Origin of the sequence: Ureibacillus thermophilus, from assembly GCF_004331915.1 — a bacterium.
Lineage (GTDB): Bacteria > Bacillota > Bacilli > Bacillales_A > Planococcaceae > Ureibacillus > Ureibacillus thermophilus.
The window spans coordinates 1,856,633-1,871,921 of the sequence record NZ_CP036528.1; the positions used below are offsets into that span (position 1 = coordinate 1,856,633).

Genomic DNA, 15,289 nt, shown 5'->3' on the forward strand with positions numbered 1-15,289 from the left:
TATTAGAATTATTACTTTCGTAAAGTTTTTAACATATGAATTAAATCGTTTAAATAGTAAATTACTTTATCGGATGCTTTCTCGATTTCTGATAAATGGAATTCAGCTTTATGAGTATTGCCTTTCGTTAATTCAATGACAGCATTTTTAGCTGCTATATGCACAAGTTCATGATAATGATCTAACTCTTTAAAGGATTGTACATCTTTAAACTGTGCTTGGGTTGTTTCTGAATAATACCATTTTCCTAAACGGCAATCTTTATGAGAAGATACTTCATCAGGAGATAATGTTTCCACTCCTAATAACATGTTGTAAACTCGCCATTTCCATAATAAATGGTCGGTTTTTGACAATTGCAGAAGTGCTGTATTTGATAATTGAACAGGATTGTTTTCCACCACATCGTTTCGGAAGCGAGTCATTTCTTTACTTAGTTCATAGACGCTTTCGGATGTTTGTTTACTTAATTGATGAATTTGTTCTTGTAAATTGCTCATCTGTGTCATACGTTGCGTAATTTCATCCACCGCAGCAGCCTGCTCTTCTGTAATAGCAGCCGTATTGGCGACATCATCCTGAATACTTTCAATGGCCGTGACAATTTGGTTTAATAAAGGCAGTGACTGTTTTGCTTCTGTTGTAGCTTCCTTAATTTTTTGAGAAGCTTCCGTGATGGAAAGGGAAACAGTATTGGAATAATCTTTTAAAGCGTTCACATTTTGGATTACATTATTTAGAGCATTGACTGTTCCTTCTGCCAGTTTGCGAACTTCTTGGGCTACGACGGAGAAACCTTTTCCGTGTTCGCCGGCACGGGCTGCTTCAATGGATGCGTTTAGTGCAAGCAAATTCGTTTGATCGGCAATTTCATTAATGAGCGTTACGATGTTTTCAATTTCATTCACATAATTTTGCAAATCATAGAAAGATTTCACAATTTCTTGGAACGTTTCATCGGTTTCGAAAATATCATTTAATGCTTTTTCAATGGTATTTTTCCCGTTGGTGATATTGCTCACAGATTGAGTCGTTTTTTCAGAAATTTCGGATGAAGAACGGGCTACCTCGCCGATGGAAGCTGAAATTTCTTCGGTCGCTGATGTAGAATTTTGAATTTCTACCGTTTGTCGGTCGACGCTATGTATTAAATCTTTCATAAACATAATTTTAGTGTTTGTTTCAATGAGCGAAGAAATTTCTGTAATGACATTTTCGATCATGCTCTCTGTCAGCACTTCGACAAGCAGTTCTTGGTCCACATTCATCGCAGCGTTTAATGAGCGCAAATATTCAAAAGCTTTTTTAGGTTTCAGACCGAAGTTATATAAAATGTGGGTGCTAATATAAAAAGCAAATTGATTAAATAATACGATTAATTTACCTGTCTCAAATTTATGTATTCGAAATAACTGGAAAAATGCTATCGTGTTCTCGACATATTCATTGTTTCGTTCAGATTGGAAAAAGCGCTGCAAATATTGATCGATGTCATCCTTTGAAAATGGATTTTGCTCTATCGGCGAAATTTCTTCCAGATAATGATGGAAAATGTTGCTCATAGTCGGTATAAAGTTTTCTATTTTATTATAGATTTCTTTTAAATTTTCCTGATCATTTTTGGTAAAATGATTATATTGAAGCGTTTTTAAAAAGCGGCCGGAAGCTTCAATATCTGTTCCGCGCTTCAATAAATCATCCAAATGGGCTCTTGGTTTAAATACTGAAATCATTTATAAACCTACCTTTCCATAATAAATTCCTTATCATCAATATTTTAACATAAGCTAAATAAGAAGATTGGGGTTTTTTTAAGTATGTATAAAATAATTTATATGAAAGCAGATTTTGAACCGTGGTGGCAATTGGAAGACTGGGAAAAACAGATTGTTTCTGAATATGTTTATGATACAAAAGAACAAATGGAAGAGGCGCTGGAGAAAATGCTAAAATCCTTCCGTGAAAAATATCAACATGAGGAAAGTAGGGAAGGGAAGTATTTTGCCTTTTGGTCTGATAATGAAAAAAGCTTTTGTGAAGCCTGTGATGAAGATTTACAAATTTTTCATGGTTTAATTGTGCAGGAATTGGGAATAATGTATAATGGAAATTGAATAAAGACATTCCCGATCCAATTATCAACGATTAAAAATATATTTAAAAAATCGTTTGACATTTTGTAATATGATGGTATATAATGATTATACAATTGAATTGTAAGGCCGGAAACATAGATTCACATATTACAAAGAGTGATCGGTGGTTTTTACGGTACTCTTCGTAATATGTGAATTTTTTATTCTAGGAATAAAAAATTCCATATTGTAAAATATTTTTATCTTTTTGGAGGTTTTTTAAATGAAACAAGGTACAGTAAAATGGTTTAACTCAGAAAAAGGTTTTGGATTCATCGAAGTTGTAGGTGAAAACGACGTATTCGTACACTTCTCAGCTATTCAAGGTGAAGGCTTCAAAACTCTTGAAGAAGGTCAAAAAGTGGAATTTCAAGTGGTTGAAGGTAACCGCGGACCACAAGCTGCTAACGTAGTTAAATTATAATTTGAACCTAAGCTAATTAAACGGGGCTTCCTTTGGGAGGCCTCTTTTTGTTATGAAAAAAACAGTGAGGAACAAAAATCCCACTGTTTTTTCATATTATTGCGCCGTATAGCCAGCATCTAAAACGATGGATTGCCCAGTGATGCCTTTAGCCGCATCGCTTGCAAGGAAAAAGGCAAGGGAGGCAATTTCCTGGGGAGAAATCAGCCGTTTTTGCGGCACTAAAGGATAAAGCACTTCTTCCAACACATTTTCAACGGGAATATTACGGGTTTTGGCTAGATCTTCAAATTGCCCCCGCACTAATTCCGTATCTACATAACCAGGACAGAGCGCATTTACTGTAATAGGGTAGGATGCTGTTTCGAGCGCTGCTACTTTTGTTAAGCCGATGACACCGTGTTTGGCGGCGTTGTAGGCTGATTTTCCAGCAAATCCAATCAAACCGTTGATCGATGCAATATTAATAATTCGGCCAAAGCCATTTTTCTTCATGTGTGGAATTGTATATTTCATTGTAAGAAATGGAGCCGTCAGCATAATTTTAATCATCAATTCAAATTTTTCAGTAGGAAAGTCTTCAATGAATGCCACATGCTGAATGCCTGCATTATTGATTAATATGTCAACAGATCCGTATTTTTCCACGGTTAAATCAATGGCTCGTTTGATTTGCTCTTCACTTGTCACATCGCAAACTACGCTGGATGCATGATGGGGCAATTTTTTCAAAGCTTCATCCAGTTTTTCTTGGTGAATATCAGAAATAACGACATTTGCTCCCGCTTCAAGAAAAGCTTTAGCAATGGAAAAGCCAATCCCTTGAGCACTTCCGGTTATAAATAGTGTTTTCCCTTTCATCTATAAGACCTCCGCAGTGATTTTATAATCCGAGTGTGAATAAGATAATGGCGAGTATGGTTCCTAGCAATGGGATGATGACGGTCAAAGCTCCCATGGCTGGATAAGCCTCTTTGTGGGTTTCTTTTGCAATGGCAGTAATGGTTGTGACAACATATCCGCTATGTGGCAACGTATCCAAGGAACCTGAAGCAATGGCTACAACACGGTGCAATTGTTCTGGTTGGACGCCCATATCTAAATAATGGGGTGCAATTAAAGGTAAAGCGATGGATTGTCCCCCAGATGAGGAACCTGTTAAACCAGCTAATACTGCAACCGCAATGGCGCCGCCAATCAGCGGATTGCCCGGAATATTTGTCATATAATCAACGGTAGTTAAAAATGCTTCTGTTTGCTTCACTACGCCGCCATATCCGACAACAGCCGCGGTATTAGCAATAGCAATCATGGCACCCATTGCACCGTCAGCAATTGCTTTTTCGCGATTTTGCATATATTTGAAACTGATGAGATAAGTCGTAATGATTCCGCCGAGCAAAGCAATGATTAATGCAGATGTTCCTAAAGAATCGTGGAAAATAAATGAAAATCCTAATACCACTACCAATGGTAATAAACTAAGTAAAGGGCTTGGAAGCGGACGATGTACTGTTTGGTCGATTTGATCGGATAACTTTTCAACAAAGGTTTCTCCCCGAGCGATTGCCCGATGAATCATCCACTTTAACCAGAAGTAGCCTGCTACAGCCATAAAAATGGCAACAATTAGACTGACTTCCCAACCTGCATAAGGTGTCGTTCCTAAATATTGAATAGGAATCCAGTTTTGAATTTCCGGCGAACCAGCTGAAGTCATAGTGAAGGTAACAGAACCTAAGGCAAGAGTGGCAGGAATAAATCGTCTAGGAAGATTAGCTGCTTTAAATAAACTTAATGCCATCGGGAAGACTGAAAAGGCAACGATAAATAAACTAACTCCTCCATATGTTAAAACAGCGCAGGCAACAATGACCGCAAGAATCGCATGTTTCGCACCGATTTTTTCGATAATCCATTTGGATACACTATCGGCAGCACCGCTATCTTCCATCACTTTTCCGAAAATTGCCCCCGCTAAAAACATCAACCACCAGGAACCAATTAATCCTGTAAAGCCGCCCATATAGCTTGTAATAAAATCAGGTGAACCTTCAGATGCTAATTGCGGAAAAATGGTTATCCCGCTAAAGATAGCCGCAATGAAGGCCGCAAAAGGGGCTGCAATGAGCAAGTTGACGCCTCTCATTGTTAAATAAATCATTAAAGCTAAGCTTCCCAACAATCCAATAAACCCAATAACCAAATAGTTCCCCCCTTTGATACTGAATAAGAGATTTCTATTGTATTTCAAAGATTTGTATTAGATTTCTATGTGGATGTAAATGAATTTATTCTTTTCAGTACTTCATTTCATATAAATTAGCAAAAAGTCTAATGGGGAAATGGCACCAGTAGTTCTTTTCTGATTGGTTGGAAAGAGAAGAGGATAATTATTCTATAGTTGTGATGGATTGTAATGCAGAAGTAACTGTATAGGTTTCCCCTTGATTGGTGTCCATGATTGATTCCGTCTTGATTTCTCCAAGACCTTCAACAAAATATTTTCGATTCACATAATTTTCTCCCTTTTCTTCAAGAACAATGGCCTTTTTAAAAGTTTTATAAGGGGTTTCAACAGTTGTATTCGTTTCTACAATTTTCCATTTACCAAAAGACGTACCTTTTTGAATCGGTGTTGCCAGATAGGTTTCGACAGGTTGAAGGTGTTCAAGCTCTTCTATTGTTGGAAAGGGTGTGTCGAAATCTATCGGTTCTTTGAAAATAATTTCGATTGCATCCTCTGTGATTTTGTAAATGGTCATTAATGAAACACCGCCATTATCAACAATCGTTCCCACAAATTGTTCATTTAACCAATTGGTTTTCTCCGTATAAGAAGCAAATTCGTTTCCATCGCCTAAAAAATTTGCAACTGTATTATCTGGCTTGAAAAAATTTTTTAAATCCACTTCATTTTGTTTTCCCGCTTCTTCTGTTATTGTTTCTTCCTTCCCTTTATCTGGCATATTTCCTTGTTCCTTTGATTGACAGCCAAATAATAGAACAAGAAGGCAGAGAATTGAGGAAAATGCCCGCATCGAGTTCATCTCCTTTCGATATTATTACTAATCATTCTATTAGGTGAAAGAAGGGCTTACATTTATTTTCAAATAATATTATTATGTAAACTTAAAGTGATAATATTGGAGTCAACGATTCAAAAGCAGGGGAATATAATATTTACAAAAAAGGCCGTTAAAAAGCTATAACTTTTTAAGCGGCCGGTAATCCAACAATTCAATTTATTATAAAAGTCCTTGTGCTTCTTTCCATTCTAAAAATTCATCGTACGTGCATTGTTTATCGATAATCGAACCATCTTCTTGAATTTCAATCACGCGGTTGGCAATGGTTTGAATGAATTGGTGGTCATGGGATGTGAAAATCATAGCCCCTTTAAAAGCGATTAAACCGTTGTTCAACGCTTGAATCGATTCCAAGTCCAAATGGTTTGTCGGTTCATCAAGAAGCAGTACGTTTGCGCCAGAAAGCATCATTTTGGCCAGCATGCATCGAACTTTTTCGCCTCCGGATAAAACAGAAGGGGATTTTTTTACTTCTTCGCCAGAAAATAGCATACGGCCTAAGAAACCGCGCAAAAAGGTTTCTGTTTGGTCTTCTGGTGAAAATTGACGGAGCCAATCAACAAGGGTTTTTTCTTCGCCCTCAAAGTATTTGGAGTTGTCCATAGGGAAGTAGGCTCTTGAAGTCGTGACGCCCCATTTAAACGTGCCTCCATCTGCTTGGCGTTCTTCCATCAAGATGTCAAGCAAAGCGGATTTTGCTAATGGGTTGCCAAGGAGCACAATTTTATCATCCCGGTTCATTATGAATCGGATATCTTTTAATAGAACATTATCATCTTGTATAGCTGTTAATCCATCTACAGATAAGCAGTCATTGCCGATTTCCCGGTTCATTTTGAAGTTAATGTATGGATATTTTCGGCTGGAAGGTTTAATATCTTCCAATTGGATTTTTTCCAGCATTTTTTTGCGGCTTGTTGCCTGCTTCGATTTTGATGCATTCGCTGAGAAACGAGCAATAAATTCTTGCAATTCTTTAATTTTTTCTTCTTTTTTCTTGTTTTGTTCCTGAGCCATTTTTAATGCAAGCTGGGAAGATTCATACCAGAAATCATAGTTTCCAACGTAAATTTGAATTTTTCCATAGTCCAAATCGGCAATATGGGTACATACTTTATTTAAAAAATGACGGTCGTGGGATACAACGATGACCGTATTTTCAAAATTGATTAAAAACTCTTCCAGCCAGCGAATCGCTTTTAAATCCAAGTGGTTTGTCGGCTCGTCTAAAAGCAGGATGTCTGGCTTTCCAAATAGAGCTTGGGCAAGCAATACTTTTACTTTATCGGATCCTTCCAAATCCGCCATTTTCATATAGTGTTTATCATCTGTGATTCCAAGACCATGTAATAGAGTGGCAGCTTCAGATTCTGCCTCCCAACCGTTCAATTCCGCAAATTCTGCTTCCAATTCTGCTGCACGCATGCCATCTTCATCGGTAAAATCTTCTTTCATATAGATGGCATCTTTTTCTTTCATCACATCATAAAGGCGTTTATGGCCCATAATGACCGTCTCTAACACCGTATATTCGTCATATTCGAAATGGTTTTGTTTTAATACGGCAATGCGTTGGTCTTTTCCAACAATCACTTGACCTTCCTGCGGTTCAATTTCTCCTGATAATATTTTAAGGAACGTGGATTTTCCCGCTCCGTTTGCTCCGATGAGACCATAACAATTTCCAGGTGTAAACTTGATATGAACATCTTCAAATAATTTTCGATCGCCATAACGAAGACCTACATTGCTTACTTGAATCATGTAAGTTCCTCCTTTTATTACTACTTCAATGTACTTTTACACATAATGCTCCAATTATATCAAGAAGTGAGGAGAAAAGCTATAAATGGTTGAAAGAATAAAATAAAAGTGGCTGTCCAGAAAGTCGAACACTTTCGGAAACAGCCTTACTTCTTATTAGTAAGTAATATTCTCTTAAAAAATTTGCTCCATTAAACGCGCCTCCTCGTCGCAATTATCTGCGGCTGTATGTCAATTAAATAAGTTTTTTTCTTCTAAACCATAGCGTTGCAATCCATTTTTCGCCTGTAACAACCGGAGCACCGCCATGTAATGTCAGTTCATTTAGCATTTGGTCATTGTAGAAGTATTCAAAGTAAACAGCCATTCCTTTTTTCGGAAACACTTTAAGGCCAAGTTTCGGAAAATACGTTTCACCGCCGTCTTCTACATCACTTAAATATAAAACAAAAGTGCAAATTCGGTTATTGCTCGCTGCTCGGCTCGTTTCTGCAAAATAATCGAAATGCTCTTTGTATTCTTGGCCTGGTTTATAGTTGATGACATGCAAACCTTCTGCATGTTCAACCGGGATGCCGACAATTGAAGCCACTCTTTTTTCAACCCTTTTTATGATTTCGTCATTCACATCTGTTAGAAAAGCTCCACTGCTTGTTCGAATATCGCTGACGATTTTATCAGCGCTGATTTTCGAACGTTCGAGGCGATTTTTAGACAATTCAATCAGCCGGTCGCATTCTTCTGCATCTAATACAGAATCCAACACAACAACTAGAGGCTGTTCATACTTAACAAGTACATCAATTTTCTTGTCCTCAGTTTTGATTTTATTTCCAGTGAAGTTGAAGAGATTTTGTTCCTTTGAAAGAGTATCAGCTATAAATGTCGTCAATGCTCATTCCTCCATTTAATGGGATTAAAAGGAATAAAAAGGAATTTATATTTACATCTAAATTTTACAATAAATTTTTAGATTAAGCACTACTAATGTGAAAAATAGTTGCTTAAAGTACGATATTAGCTAGGAATGAGCATTATTCTCTTTTATTTAATTGTGTTTCAGCGACACATCGGCTCCTAATACGCCGATTACTTCTCCTTCATTCATAATGGGGAAGGAAAGGGTAATGCAATACTTTTTTGTAACAGCAGAAATGTATGGTTCTGATACATACTCTTTGCCGGACATCGCTTCTATAAACCAAGGGCGCATTTTTGCGTTGACAAGCCCAGCAGGCGGATTGGAGTAGATAAATGTTCCATCGTCCCGATTCGTCCATATCGTTTCCAGCTGAGGATTAGAATATAAAATTTCATCAAGTATTTGTTTATGAACTTTTTCCTCCAGATTTAATAGTTCTTTTAGTTGGACTTTTGCGGAAAGCATTGTTTTCATTTGGTTCAATAGTGTTTCATCATATTGGATGCTTTGGCTGTTTTGATGCACTAATGTTTGCAGTTCGGCTGAAGTTTTTGTTAGCGACTGATTAATAGAACGAATATCTTCAATATTTTTATGTTGAGCTTTTAAATCTTTTGTTACTTGGTCGACGTATTCTTTATTTTCAATCGCCATTTGGGCAATTTCTTGAAGAAGATTGGAAATATCGACTACATTATCTCTTTGTTCGTCAACTGATTCTGAAGACTCTTGAACCATTTTTGTAATGATGTTCAGCTTTTCTTTGAAGGACTGTAAAGCGATTAAAATTTTGTTCATTTCATTGGAACCTTCGTGCACTTGAACTGTTTCCGTTTTTACTTTCTCCGCTGTCGATTTGATTTCTGTTTGAATGATTTGAATGGTTTCTCTTGTTTCTTCCACAGCTTTGGATGTTTGATTAGCCAAATTTCCAACTTCTTTTGCAACTACTGAAAATCCTTTTCCACGTTCACCGGCTCTTGCAGCTTCAATGGAGGCATTAAGCGCTAGGATTTTCGTTTTTTGTGAAATCGCCCCAATAGTGAAAACAATGTCTTGGATTTTGTTGGAGTATTCGACTAATTGCTGCATTTGTTCAAGCAATAGATTGTGGCTTTGGCTCAGGGCTTCAAATTTCTTTTGCAACAATTGAAAGGATTCAAAGGAGTTTTGCAATTCATCATATGAAGTTTGGCTATTTGATAAAATTTCTTGAGAAAAAGAGGATATATGAAGAGCAGAAGCTTCGATCTTCTTCATTTTTTCTGATGCCCGCTGAGAGAAATTCATGGTTTGTTCACTGTGGGAAAATAGGCGAGAGGTTTTTGCGGCTGTGGATTTGGAAATTTCCTCAAGAGACAGGGAAGTTATATTCATTTGCTCCACAACGCCTTTTAATTGGTCTACAGCTACTTGAATTTGTCCGCCAATAAGTGAAGAAGTGCTTGTTTCTTTCGTTTCAGTCACTTCCGGTTTCTTTTTTGTAAATAACATAACCGCATCCCCCTTATATAACAAAAAGTTAGAAGTATATAGTATAAATATAACATTATTAGTTTCTTTTTCAATAAAATATTCCGAATAAATGGAAAATTCTAATTATCATTCAGTATTTGAGATGGATTTCATCAATAATTGATGCCGATGAGGAATATATTCACTTATCATATAGGGATTATGTATTGAGTCTGCAATTTTATTGATGATAAAATAATTATGTAAACTAATAACGTGCGCCAAAAGAAATAAGCGGCTGGAGTGCCGCCTGTTCTTTAAATTTGCCAATGTTTTTGAATGAATTCATCTCTCCCAGATTTTCTGCGGTCTTCTTCATAATGTTCCGGATTTTTTTTATAATAATCTTGATGATATTCTTCCGCTTCATAAAAAGTGGTTGCAGGACGAATTTCTGTCACGATGGGCTTTTTAAAACGACCGCTTATTTCAAGGGCCTTTTTTGATTTTTCCGCTAATATCCGCTGTTCTTCAGTATGATAAAAAATAGCTGTTTTGTATGATTCCCCGCGGTCATGGAATTGGCCCCCATCATCTGTCGGGTCAATTTGCATCCAATAAATTTCAAGGAGTTTCTCATACGGGAAAATTTCAGGATCAAATTCAATTTGCACCACTTCTAAATGTCCTGTTTTCCCTGATTTCACTTGTTCATAGGTTGGGTTTTCTACATGGCCTCCCATATATCCAGAAGTGACTTTTTCAATCCCTTCCCATTCCACGAAAGGCTTCACCATGCACCAAAAACATCCACCGGCAAAAGTTGCTTTTTCCAATTTTTCCACTTCCTTCTGCTTAAAATCCTATATTTTGTCACAACCTATATAGTAACAAAAATAGGGCATTCATATATAGTTGAAAGCTTTTCGAGATAGAACATAGTATAATGATTGGTAGAACTTCTCCGTTGTTTTTATCGTTTATTCTATTATGAATATTAAAGTTAAGCAAATATAAGGGGAATAAGAAATGGAAGAACATGAAATCCGCAGCCGAAAAGAAAAAAGAATAAAGAAAAAACGATTAAGAATAGGAAGATTAATCGTCGCCTTATTTTTATTGATGATTATAGGGGTCATTGCCTATTCAGTTCATCAATATCGAATGGGATTGGAGCTTGCAGGAGATGTTGAAAAGGAAGAAGTGGATTTTCTCCCGGATGAAGACAACGAAGGGTTTGTCAATTATTTAATCATCGGTGTAGACAGTAGGGGAGAAGAAAAGTCCCGTTCCGATACAATGATGCTCCTTTCCTGGAACAAAGAAACGAATGATGTAAAACTTGTTTCATTTATGAGAGATATTTATGCGAATATTCCAGGATATGATTCATGGAAATTAAATACGGCCTATTATTTAGGCGGCGTCCAATTATTGAAAAAAACGTTAAACGAAATGTTTGATATTCCAATTCATCATTATGTGGTGATGGATTTCAAAAGTTTTGAATCCCTCATTGACCTGATTGCGCCAAATGGGGTTGAAATCGAGGTGGAAAAGGATATGTCTGCTTATATTGGCGTCACTTTAAAAAAAGGTGTACATCGATTAAACGGAAAAGAGCTTCTTGGATATGCCCGTTTCCGTCATGATGAACAAGGGGACTTCGGACGAGTAGAGCGGCAGCAAAAGGTGATTGAAGCATTAAAAGATGAAGTGTTGAGGCCAGCAAATATCAAAAATTTGCCGAAGTTGATTGGAGCAGCGCAAGGATATATACAGACGGATATGACGTCCGGCGAAGAAATCAAAACCGTTTTTTCTGTATTAAAAGGCGGTGTGCCTGATCTCCAAAAAATGACGATTCCTGTCGAAGGAACTTATCGTTTCAATTCTTATCAACATGCAGGTTCTGTTATTGAAATCGACTTGGAAGCAAACAAAAGGAAGTTGCATGAATTTTTAGGCTATTAAGAGTTGAAAAGTTTTCTTCCATTATTATTCATGCTAAAATAAATTTGTCGAAATATGATGAGGTGGTTTTTTGAAAAGAGAGAAAGAATTAGAAGGCGAAATAAGATCCAATCATTCCATCTTTACTTCAACGAAATTTATACGTTTTCTTGGCGGGAAAAATCTATTATTCTCACTCCTTGTGCTCTTGCTTTTAGGTCTTGTGATTTATATTTTTAATAAAATTTCTTTTATTTTCTATCCGTTCCAAGTGCTGTTTGAAGTGGTGATTTTGCCAGGAGTACTAGCGGGTATTTTATATTATTTATTTAGACCTATATTAAAAATATTGGAACGGTGGATTCCAAGAGTCTGGTCCATTTTTTTGATTTTCTTGCTTGCTGCCGGGGCAATTACACTGCTTGTACTTTTGGTCTTTCCTTTTTTGCGGGATCAATTTACAAATTTAGTGTATGAATTTCCTGTTTATTTCAAGGCAGCTGTTGAAGGAATCGTAACGTTTTTAAATAACTCAGGCGTGAATGAACTGTTTTCAAAATATAATATTAATTATGACCGAGTTTTAACGGACGTAACCAACAATTTGATTACGACGGTTAGAGAAACTTTCACCAATTTAGCAACGAAAATCGCGAGCGGCATCACGGGACTAGTTTCGGCCGTAACAGGCTTTATTCTATCGCTGGTGACGGTTCCGTTCATTTTATTTTACTTATTGTATGAGGGGGAGAAACTTCCAAAATTTATTTTAAGTATTTTTCCTCCGCGTACACGGGAAGATGCTTCAAGAGTTATGAAGGCAATGGACCATCAAATCAGCCATTACATACTTGGACAAATTTTAGTTTCTTTCTGTATCGGTGTGATGATGACAATCGGCTTTTTAATTATTGGTCTTGATTATGCCTTCTTATTAGGTTTTATTGCAATGATTACAAGCGTCGTTCCATATTTAGGACCAGCAATTGCCATCACGCCTGCCATCATTATTGCGTTGGTTAATTCGCCTTTCATGGTGTTGAAGCTTATTATCGTCTGGACGATTGTACAATTAATCGAAGGAAAACTAATTACACCAAATATCATGGGTTCATCTTTAAAAATACATCCAATTACCATTATTTTTGTGCTGCTGACTGCCGGTTCATTATTTGGCGTGGCAGGTGTAGTACTTGGAATTCCAGGCTATGCTATATTGAAAGTGTTGGTTTCTTATTTATTCGAACTGTTTAAAAAGCGCTATAATCGTTATGAAGAGGACGAATCATACAAATATAAAGTATAAAATCGGCTGTTCATCGGCCGATTTTTTTCGTTTTGCAAATCCTATGCTGGATGTTGTTTACGGAGATGAAAAAAAGGATAAGCTATACATCCTAATTTTTTGAATGATAGCTTATCCGGAAAATTTAACATTTTAATTTGCGCAATCTTTCTATTGCTTCCTGCAACCGCTCTTTTTCTTGAAAAAGGGCGATGCGCACATAACCTTCGCCTTCAGAACCGAATGAAGTGCCAGGCACCATTACAACGCCAGCTTGCTTAATCGCTTGAAATGCAAAGGAAACGCTGTCGATGGCAAATGGATATTTAGCCCATACAAACATGCCGCCAGTGGATGGGGCATATTCCCATCCGATGTTTTCAAGCCCTTTTGTCATGATGCGATGTCTTTCGGCAAAGGTTTTGCGCAAATGATCAGTAATGATTTCAGAATGGTCTAATGCAAGGGCTGCAGTTGATTGAATAGGTTCAAAAATGCCATAGTCTAAATTGGACTTGAGTTGTTTCATAATTTGAATCATTTCACTATTTCCTACGATGTAAGCCACTCGGGCGCCGGCTAAGCTGAAACTTTTCGATAATGAATTGATTTCTATTCCCACATCTTTTGCGCCCGGAGCGTTTAAGAAGCTGATTGGGCCGTTTCCGTCAAAGTAAAATTCAGAATAAGCAGCATCATGCAATACGATAATATTATATGTTTTGGCAAATTCCACGACTTCTGTGAAATATTCTAATGATGGCATTGCTGGCACGGGATTGCCCGGCAAATTCAAAATCATTAATTTGGCGTGTTTTGCCATTTCCTCAGGAATGGCCGACAAATCTGGAAGATAGCCTCTTTCTTTATTTAATGGTATGTAATGGGCTTTTGCGCCTGCTAAATGAATTCCGGCCATATATGCCACGTAGGCGGGATTGGTTGTTAACACTATATCGCCTGAATCGCAAAAGGCAATTGGAAGATGCACTAATCCTTCCTGGGAACCCATTGTCAACAACACTTCTGTATCGGGATCAATATCCACTTTATTGACCCGTTTATAATAGCGTGCAACGGCTTCATTGAATTCTTTCGTTCCGGTTAGTGTATATCCATAGGCATCCGGATTTTTGCTTTTTTCAGCCATATGATTTCTCAGCAATTCATGGGGAGGCAGGTCTGGGCTGCCTAGACTTAAATCAATAATTTTCAGTCCTTTCGCTTCTTCCGCTTTTGCAGCTTCCTTTAATTGTCCAAATATCGCTGGTTCAAATAAGGACATCTTCTTCGATGGAACTATTTTCAACATAAACACTCCTTAAGTCTAACAAATTCAAACAGTAAAAATATTTTAGCATATTTTGATTCTTTCAAAATTATAGAAATTAAGGATTTTGCTTTCCGTTCATATTTTGTTTATGATACAAGAAAGAAAAGGTGTTGGAGTGAAAAAAATGAAAGTTTATTCATTAAGCGGCCCAAGCGGTTCAGGGAAAAGCACAAGCGCTTTGCAATTCGCCCATGATCATGAAATTGAAGCAATCATTGATGACGGATTGCTAATCAAAAATGGACAAAAAATCGCAGGGACTTCAGCAAAATTTGAAAAAAATACAATTAAAGCCATTCGAAGAGCCGTTTTTCAAGATGAAGAACATCGGAAGGAAGTAATGGATGCCATCCAGAAGCATAATATTCAATCCATTTTGATCATTGGCACAAGCGATAAAATGACAAAAAAAATCGCGGAGCAGCTGGATCTAGAACCCATCCAAGCATTTTATTACATCAATGATATCCGCTCAAAAAATGAAATCCAATTATCCCAATTTATCCGCACCACGCAAGGAAAGCATTTGATGCCCATTCCATATAGGCAAGTGGAACAAAACTTTTTTAAACGGATTATTCAAAAGGGGTTTGATATTTTTTCAAAAAATCGGGTGAAATTAGGGGAGACAACCATTGTTCAACCGGATTTCCATCGGCAAACGATTGAGATTTCATTAAATGTTTATACGGATTTAATTCAATTTGTCGTTGCCAATAATCCTTTCATTGCAAGAGTGGATGCAGTGCAATTTACGATGAAAAAATTGCAGCCAAAAATTTATGTTTCTCTCCATCTAAAGACACCGGTTAATTATGATGTAGTTTACATATTGGAACAGCTTCAAAAACAGATTGATTTTGAATTCCAGCGGCATTTTGAATTTGCGCCGATGCATATTCTCATTTTCGTTAAAGGAATCATGTAAA

General features: G+C 37.0%; 14 protein-coding genes. 5 read left to right on the forward strand and 9 right to left on the reverse strand.

Annotated elements, in window-relative coordinates:
• Positions 1-11 precede the first annotated feature (11 nt).
• Positions 12-1,733 carry a globin-coupled sensor protein gene (locus DKZ56_RS09180; RefSeq protein WP_208649713.1) on the reverse strand — a complete coding sequence of 574 codons (1,722 nt, stop codon included), beginning with the start codon at positions 1,731-1,733 and terminating at the stop codon, positions 12-14.
• A gap of 84 nt (positions 1,734-1,817) precedes the next feature.
• Between DKZ56_RS09180 and DKZ56_RS09185 the strand changes: the two genes are divergently transcribed.
• Together DKZ56_RS09185 and DKZ56_RS09190 are read left to right on the forward strand one after the other, a co-directional pair.
• Positions 1,818-2,114 (forward strand): DUF1033 family protein, encoded by a 297-nt coding sequence (locus tag DKZ56_RS09185; RefSeq protein WP_208649714.1) that lies wholly within the window; start codon positions 1,818-1,820, stop codon positions 2,112-2,114.
• A 244-nt stretch (positions 2,115-2,358) separates the two neighbouring features.
• Complete coding sequence (locus DKZ56_RS09190; protein WP_208649715.1) at positions 2,359-2,559, forward strand: cold-shock protein; 201 nt, start codon at positions 2,359-2,361, stop codon at positions 2,557-2,559.
• Positions 2,560-2,655: 96 nt separating this feature from the next.
• Here DKZ56_RS09190 and DKZ56_RS09195 read toward each other — a convergent pair whose 3' ends face one another.
• The 7 genes from DKZ56_RS09195 to msrA all read right to left on the reverse strand — a co-directional run bounded on the left by DKZ56_RS09195 (position 2,656) and on the right by msrA (position 10,625).
• Complete coding sequence (locus DKZ56_RS09195) at positions 2,656-3,420, reverse strand: 3-hydroxybutyrate dehydrogenase (RefSeq protein ID WP_208649716.1); 765 nt, start codon at positions 3,418-3,420, stop codon at positions 2,656-2,658.
• A gap of 22 nt (positions 3,421-3,442) precedes the next feature.
• Positions 3,443-4,765, reverse strand: a complete 1,323-nt coding sequence (locus DKZ56_RS09200; protein ID WP_208649717.1) for a GntP family permease — start codon at positions 4,763-4,765, stop codon at positions 3,443-3,445.
• Positions 4,766-4,952: 187 nt separating this feature from the next.
• A complete protein-coding gene (locus DKZ56_RS09205) occupies positions 4,953-5,600 on the reverse strand; it encodes a hypothetical protein (protein WP_208649718.1) in 648 nt (215 codons plus the stop codon).
• A gap of 207 nt (positions 5,601-5,807) precedes the next feature.
• Entirely contained in the window at positions 5,808-7,412 is a 1,605-nt protein-coding gene (locus tag DKZ56_RS09210) for an ABC-F family ATP-binding cassette domain-containing protein (protein WP_208649719.1), read from the reverse strand.
• 235 nt (positions 7,413-7,647) lie between these two features.
• The gene (locus tag DKZ56_RS09215) at positions 7,648-8,304 is read right to left on the reverse strand and encodes a 2OG-Fe(II) oxygenase (protein WP_208649720.1); all 657 of its coding nucleotides are present in this window, start codon (positions 8,302-8,304) and stop codon (positions 7,648-7,650) included.
• 156 nt (positions 8,305-8,460) lie between these two features.
• Positions 8,461-9,828 (reverse strand): methyl-accepting chemotaxis protein, encoded by a 1,368-nt coding sequence (locus tag DKZ56_RS09220; protein WP_208649721.1) that lies wholly within the window; start codon positions 9,826-9,828, stop codon positions 8,461-8,463.
• A gap of 278 nt (positions 9,829-10,106) precedes the next feature.
• Complete coding sequence (msrA, locus tag DKZ56_RS09225; RefSeq protein ID WP_208649722.1) at positions 10,107-10,625, reverse strand: peptide-methionine (S)-S-oxide reductase MsrA; 519 nt, start codon at positions 10,623-10,625, stop codon at positions 10,107-10,109.
• A 193-nt stretch (positions 10,626-10,818) separates the two neighbouring features.
• Here msrA and DKZ56_RS09230 point away from each other — a divergent pair, with 193 nt between their 5' ends.
• Positions 10,819-11,763 carry an LCP family protein gene (locus DKZ56_RS09230; protein ID WP_208649723.1) on the forward strand — a complete coding sequence of 315 codons (945 nt, stop codon included), beginning with the start codon at positions 10,819-10,821 and terminating at the stop codon, positions 11,761-11,763.
• A gap of 70 nt (positions 11,764-11,833) precedes the next feature.
• Positions 11,834-13,048 carry an AI-2E family transporter gene (locus DKZ56_RS09235; RefSeq protein ID WP_208649724.1) on the forward strand — a complete coding sequence of 405 codons (1,215 nt, stop codon included), beginning with the start codon at positions 11,834-11,836 and terminating at the stop codon, positions 13,046-13,048.
• A 124-nt stretch (positions 13,049-13,172) separates the two neighbouring features.
• Here the strand turns inward: DKZ56_RS09235 and DKZ56_RS09240 are convergent, their stop codons facing one another.
• On the reverse strand, positions 13,173-14,312 hold the full coding sequence (locus tag DKZ56_RS09240) for an aminotransferase class I/II-fold pyridoxal phosphate-dependent enzyme (RefSeq protein WP_245989651.1): 1,140 nt from the start codon (positions 14,310-14,312) through the stop codon (positions 13,173-13,175).
• A gap of 172 nt (positions 14,313-14,484) precedes the next feature.
• Here DKZ56_RS09240 and DKZ56_RS09245 point away from each other — a divergent pair, with 172 nt between their 5' ends.
• Positions 14,485-15,288, forward strand: a complete 804-nt coding sequence (locus DKZ56_RS09245) for a hypothetical protein (protein WP_208649726.1) — start codon at positions 14,485-14,487, stop codon at positions 15,286-15,288.
• Position 15,289 lies beyond the last annotated feature (1 nt).

Excerpts from the sequence above, each read along its gene's own strand:
- DKZ56_RS09190 (WP_208649715.1), top strand. The coding sequence starts at position 2,359 with ATGAAACAAGGTACAGTAAAATGGTTTAACTCAGAAAAAGGTTTTGGA.
- DKZ56_RS09185 (WP_208649714.1), top strand. The coding sequence starts at position 1,818 with ATGTATAAAATAATTTATATGAAAGCAGATTTTGAACCGTGGTGGCAA.
- DKZ56_RS09195 (WP_208649716.1), bottom strand. The coding sequence starts at position 3,420 with ATGAAAGGGAAAACACTATTTATAACCGGAAGTGCTCAAGGGATTGGC.
- DKZ56_RS09180 (WP_208649713.1), bottom strand. The coding sequence starts at position 1,733 with ATGATTTCAGTATTTAAACCAAGAGCCCATTTGGATGATTTATTGAAG.
- DKZ56_RS09220 (WP_208649721.1), bottom strand. The coding sequence starts at position 9,828 with ATGTTATTTACAAAAAAGAAACCGGAAGTGACTGAAACGAAAGAAACA.
- DKZ56_RS09245 (WP_208649726.1), top strand. The coding sequence starts at position 14,485 with ATGAAAGTTTATTCATTAAGCGGCCCAAGCGGTTCAGGGAAAAGCACA.
- DKZ56_RS09210 (WP_208649719.1), bottom strand. The coding sequence starts at position 7,412 with ATGATTCAAGTAAGCAATGTAGGTCTTCGTTATGGCGATCGAAAATTA.
- DKZ56_RS09230 (WP_208649723.1), top strand. The coding sequence starts at position 10,819 with ATGGAAGAACATGAAATCCGCAGCCGAAAAGAAAAAAGAATAAAGAAA.
- DKZ56_RS09205 (WP_208649718.1), bottom strand. The coding sequence starts at position 5,600 with ATGCGGGCATTTTCCTCAATTCTCTGCCTTCTTGTTCTATTATTTGGC.
- DKZ56_RS09240 (WP_245989651.1), bottom strand. The coding sequence starts at position 14,312 with ATGTCCTTATTTGAACCAGCGATATTTGGACAATTAAAGGAAGCTGCA.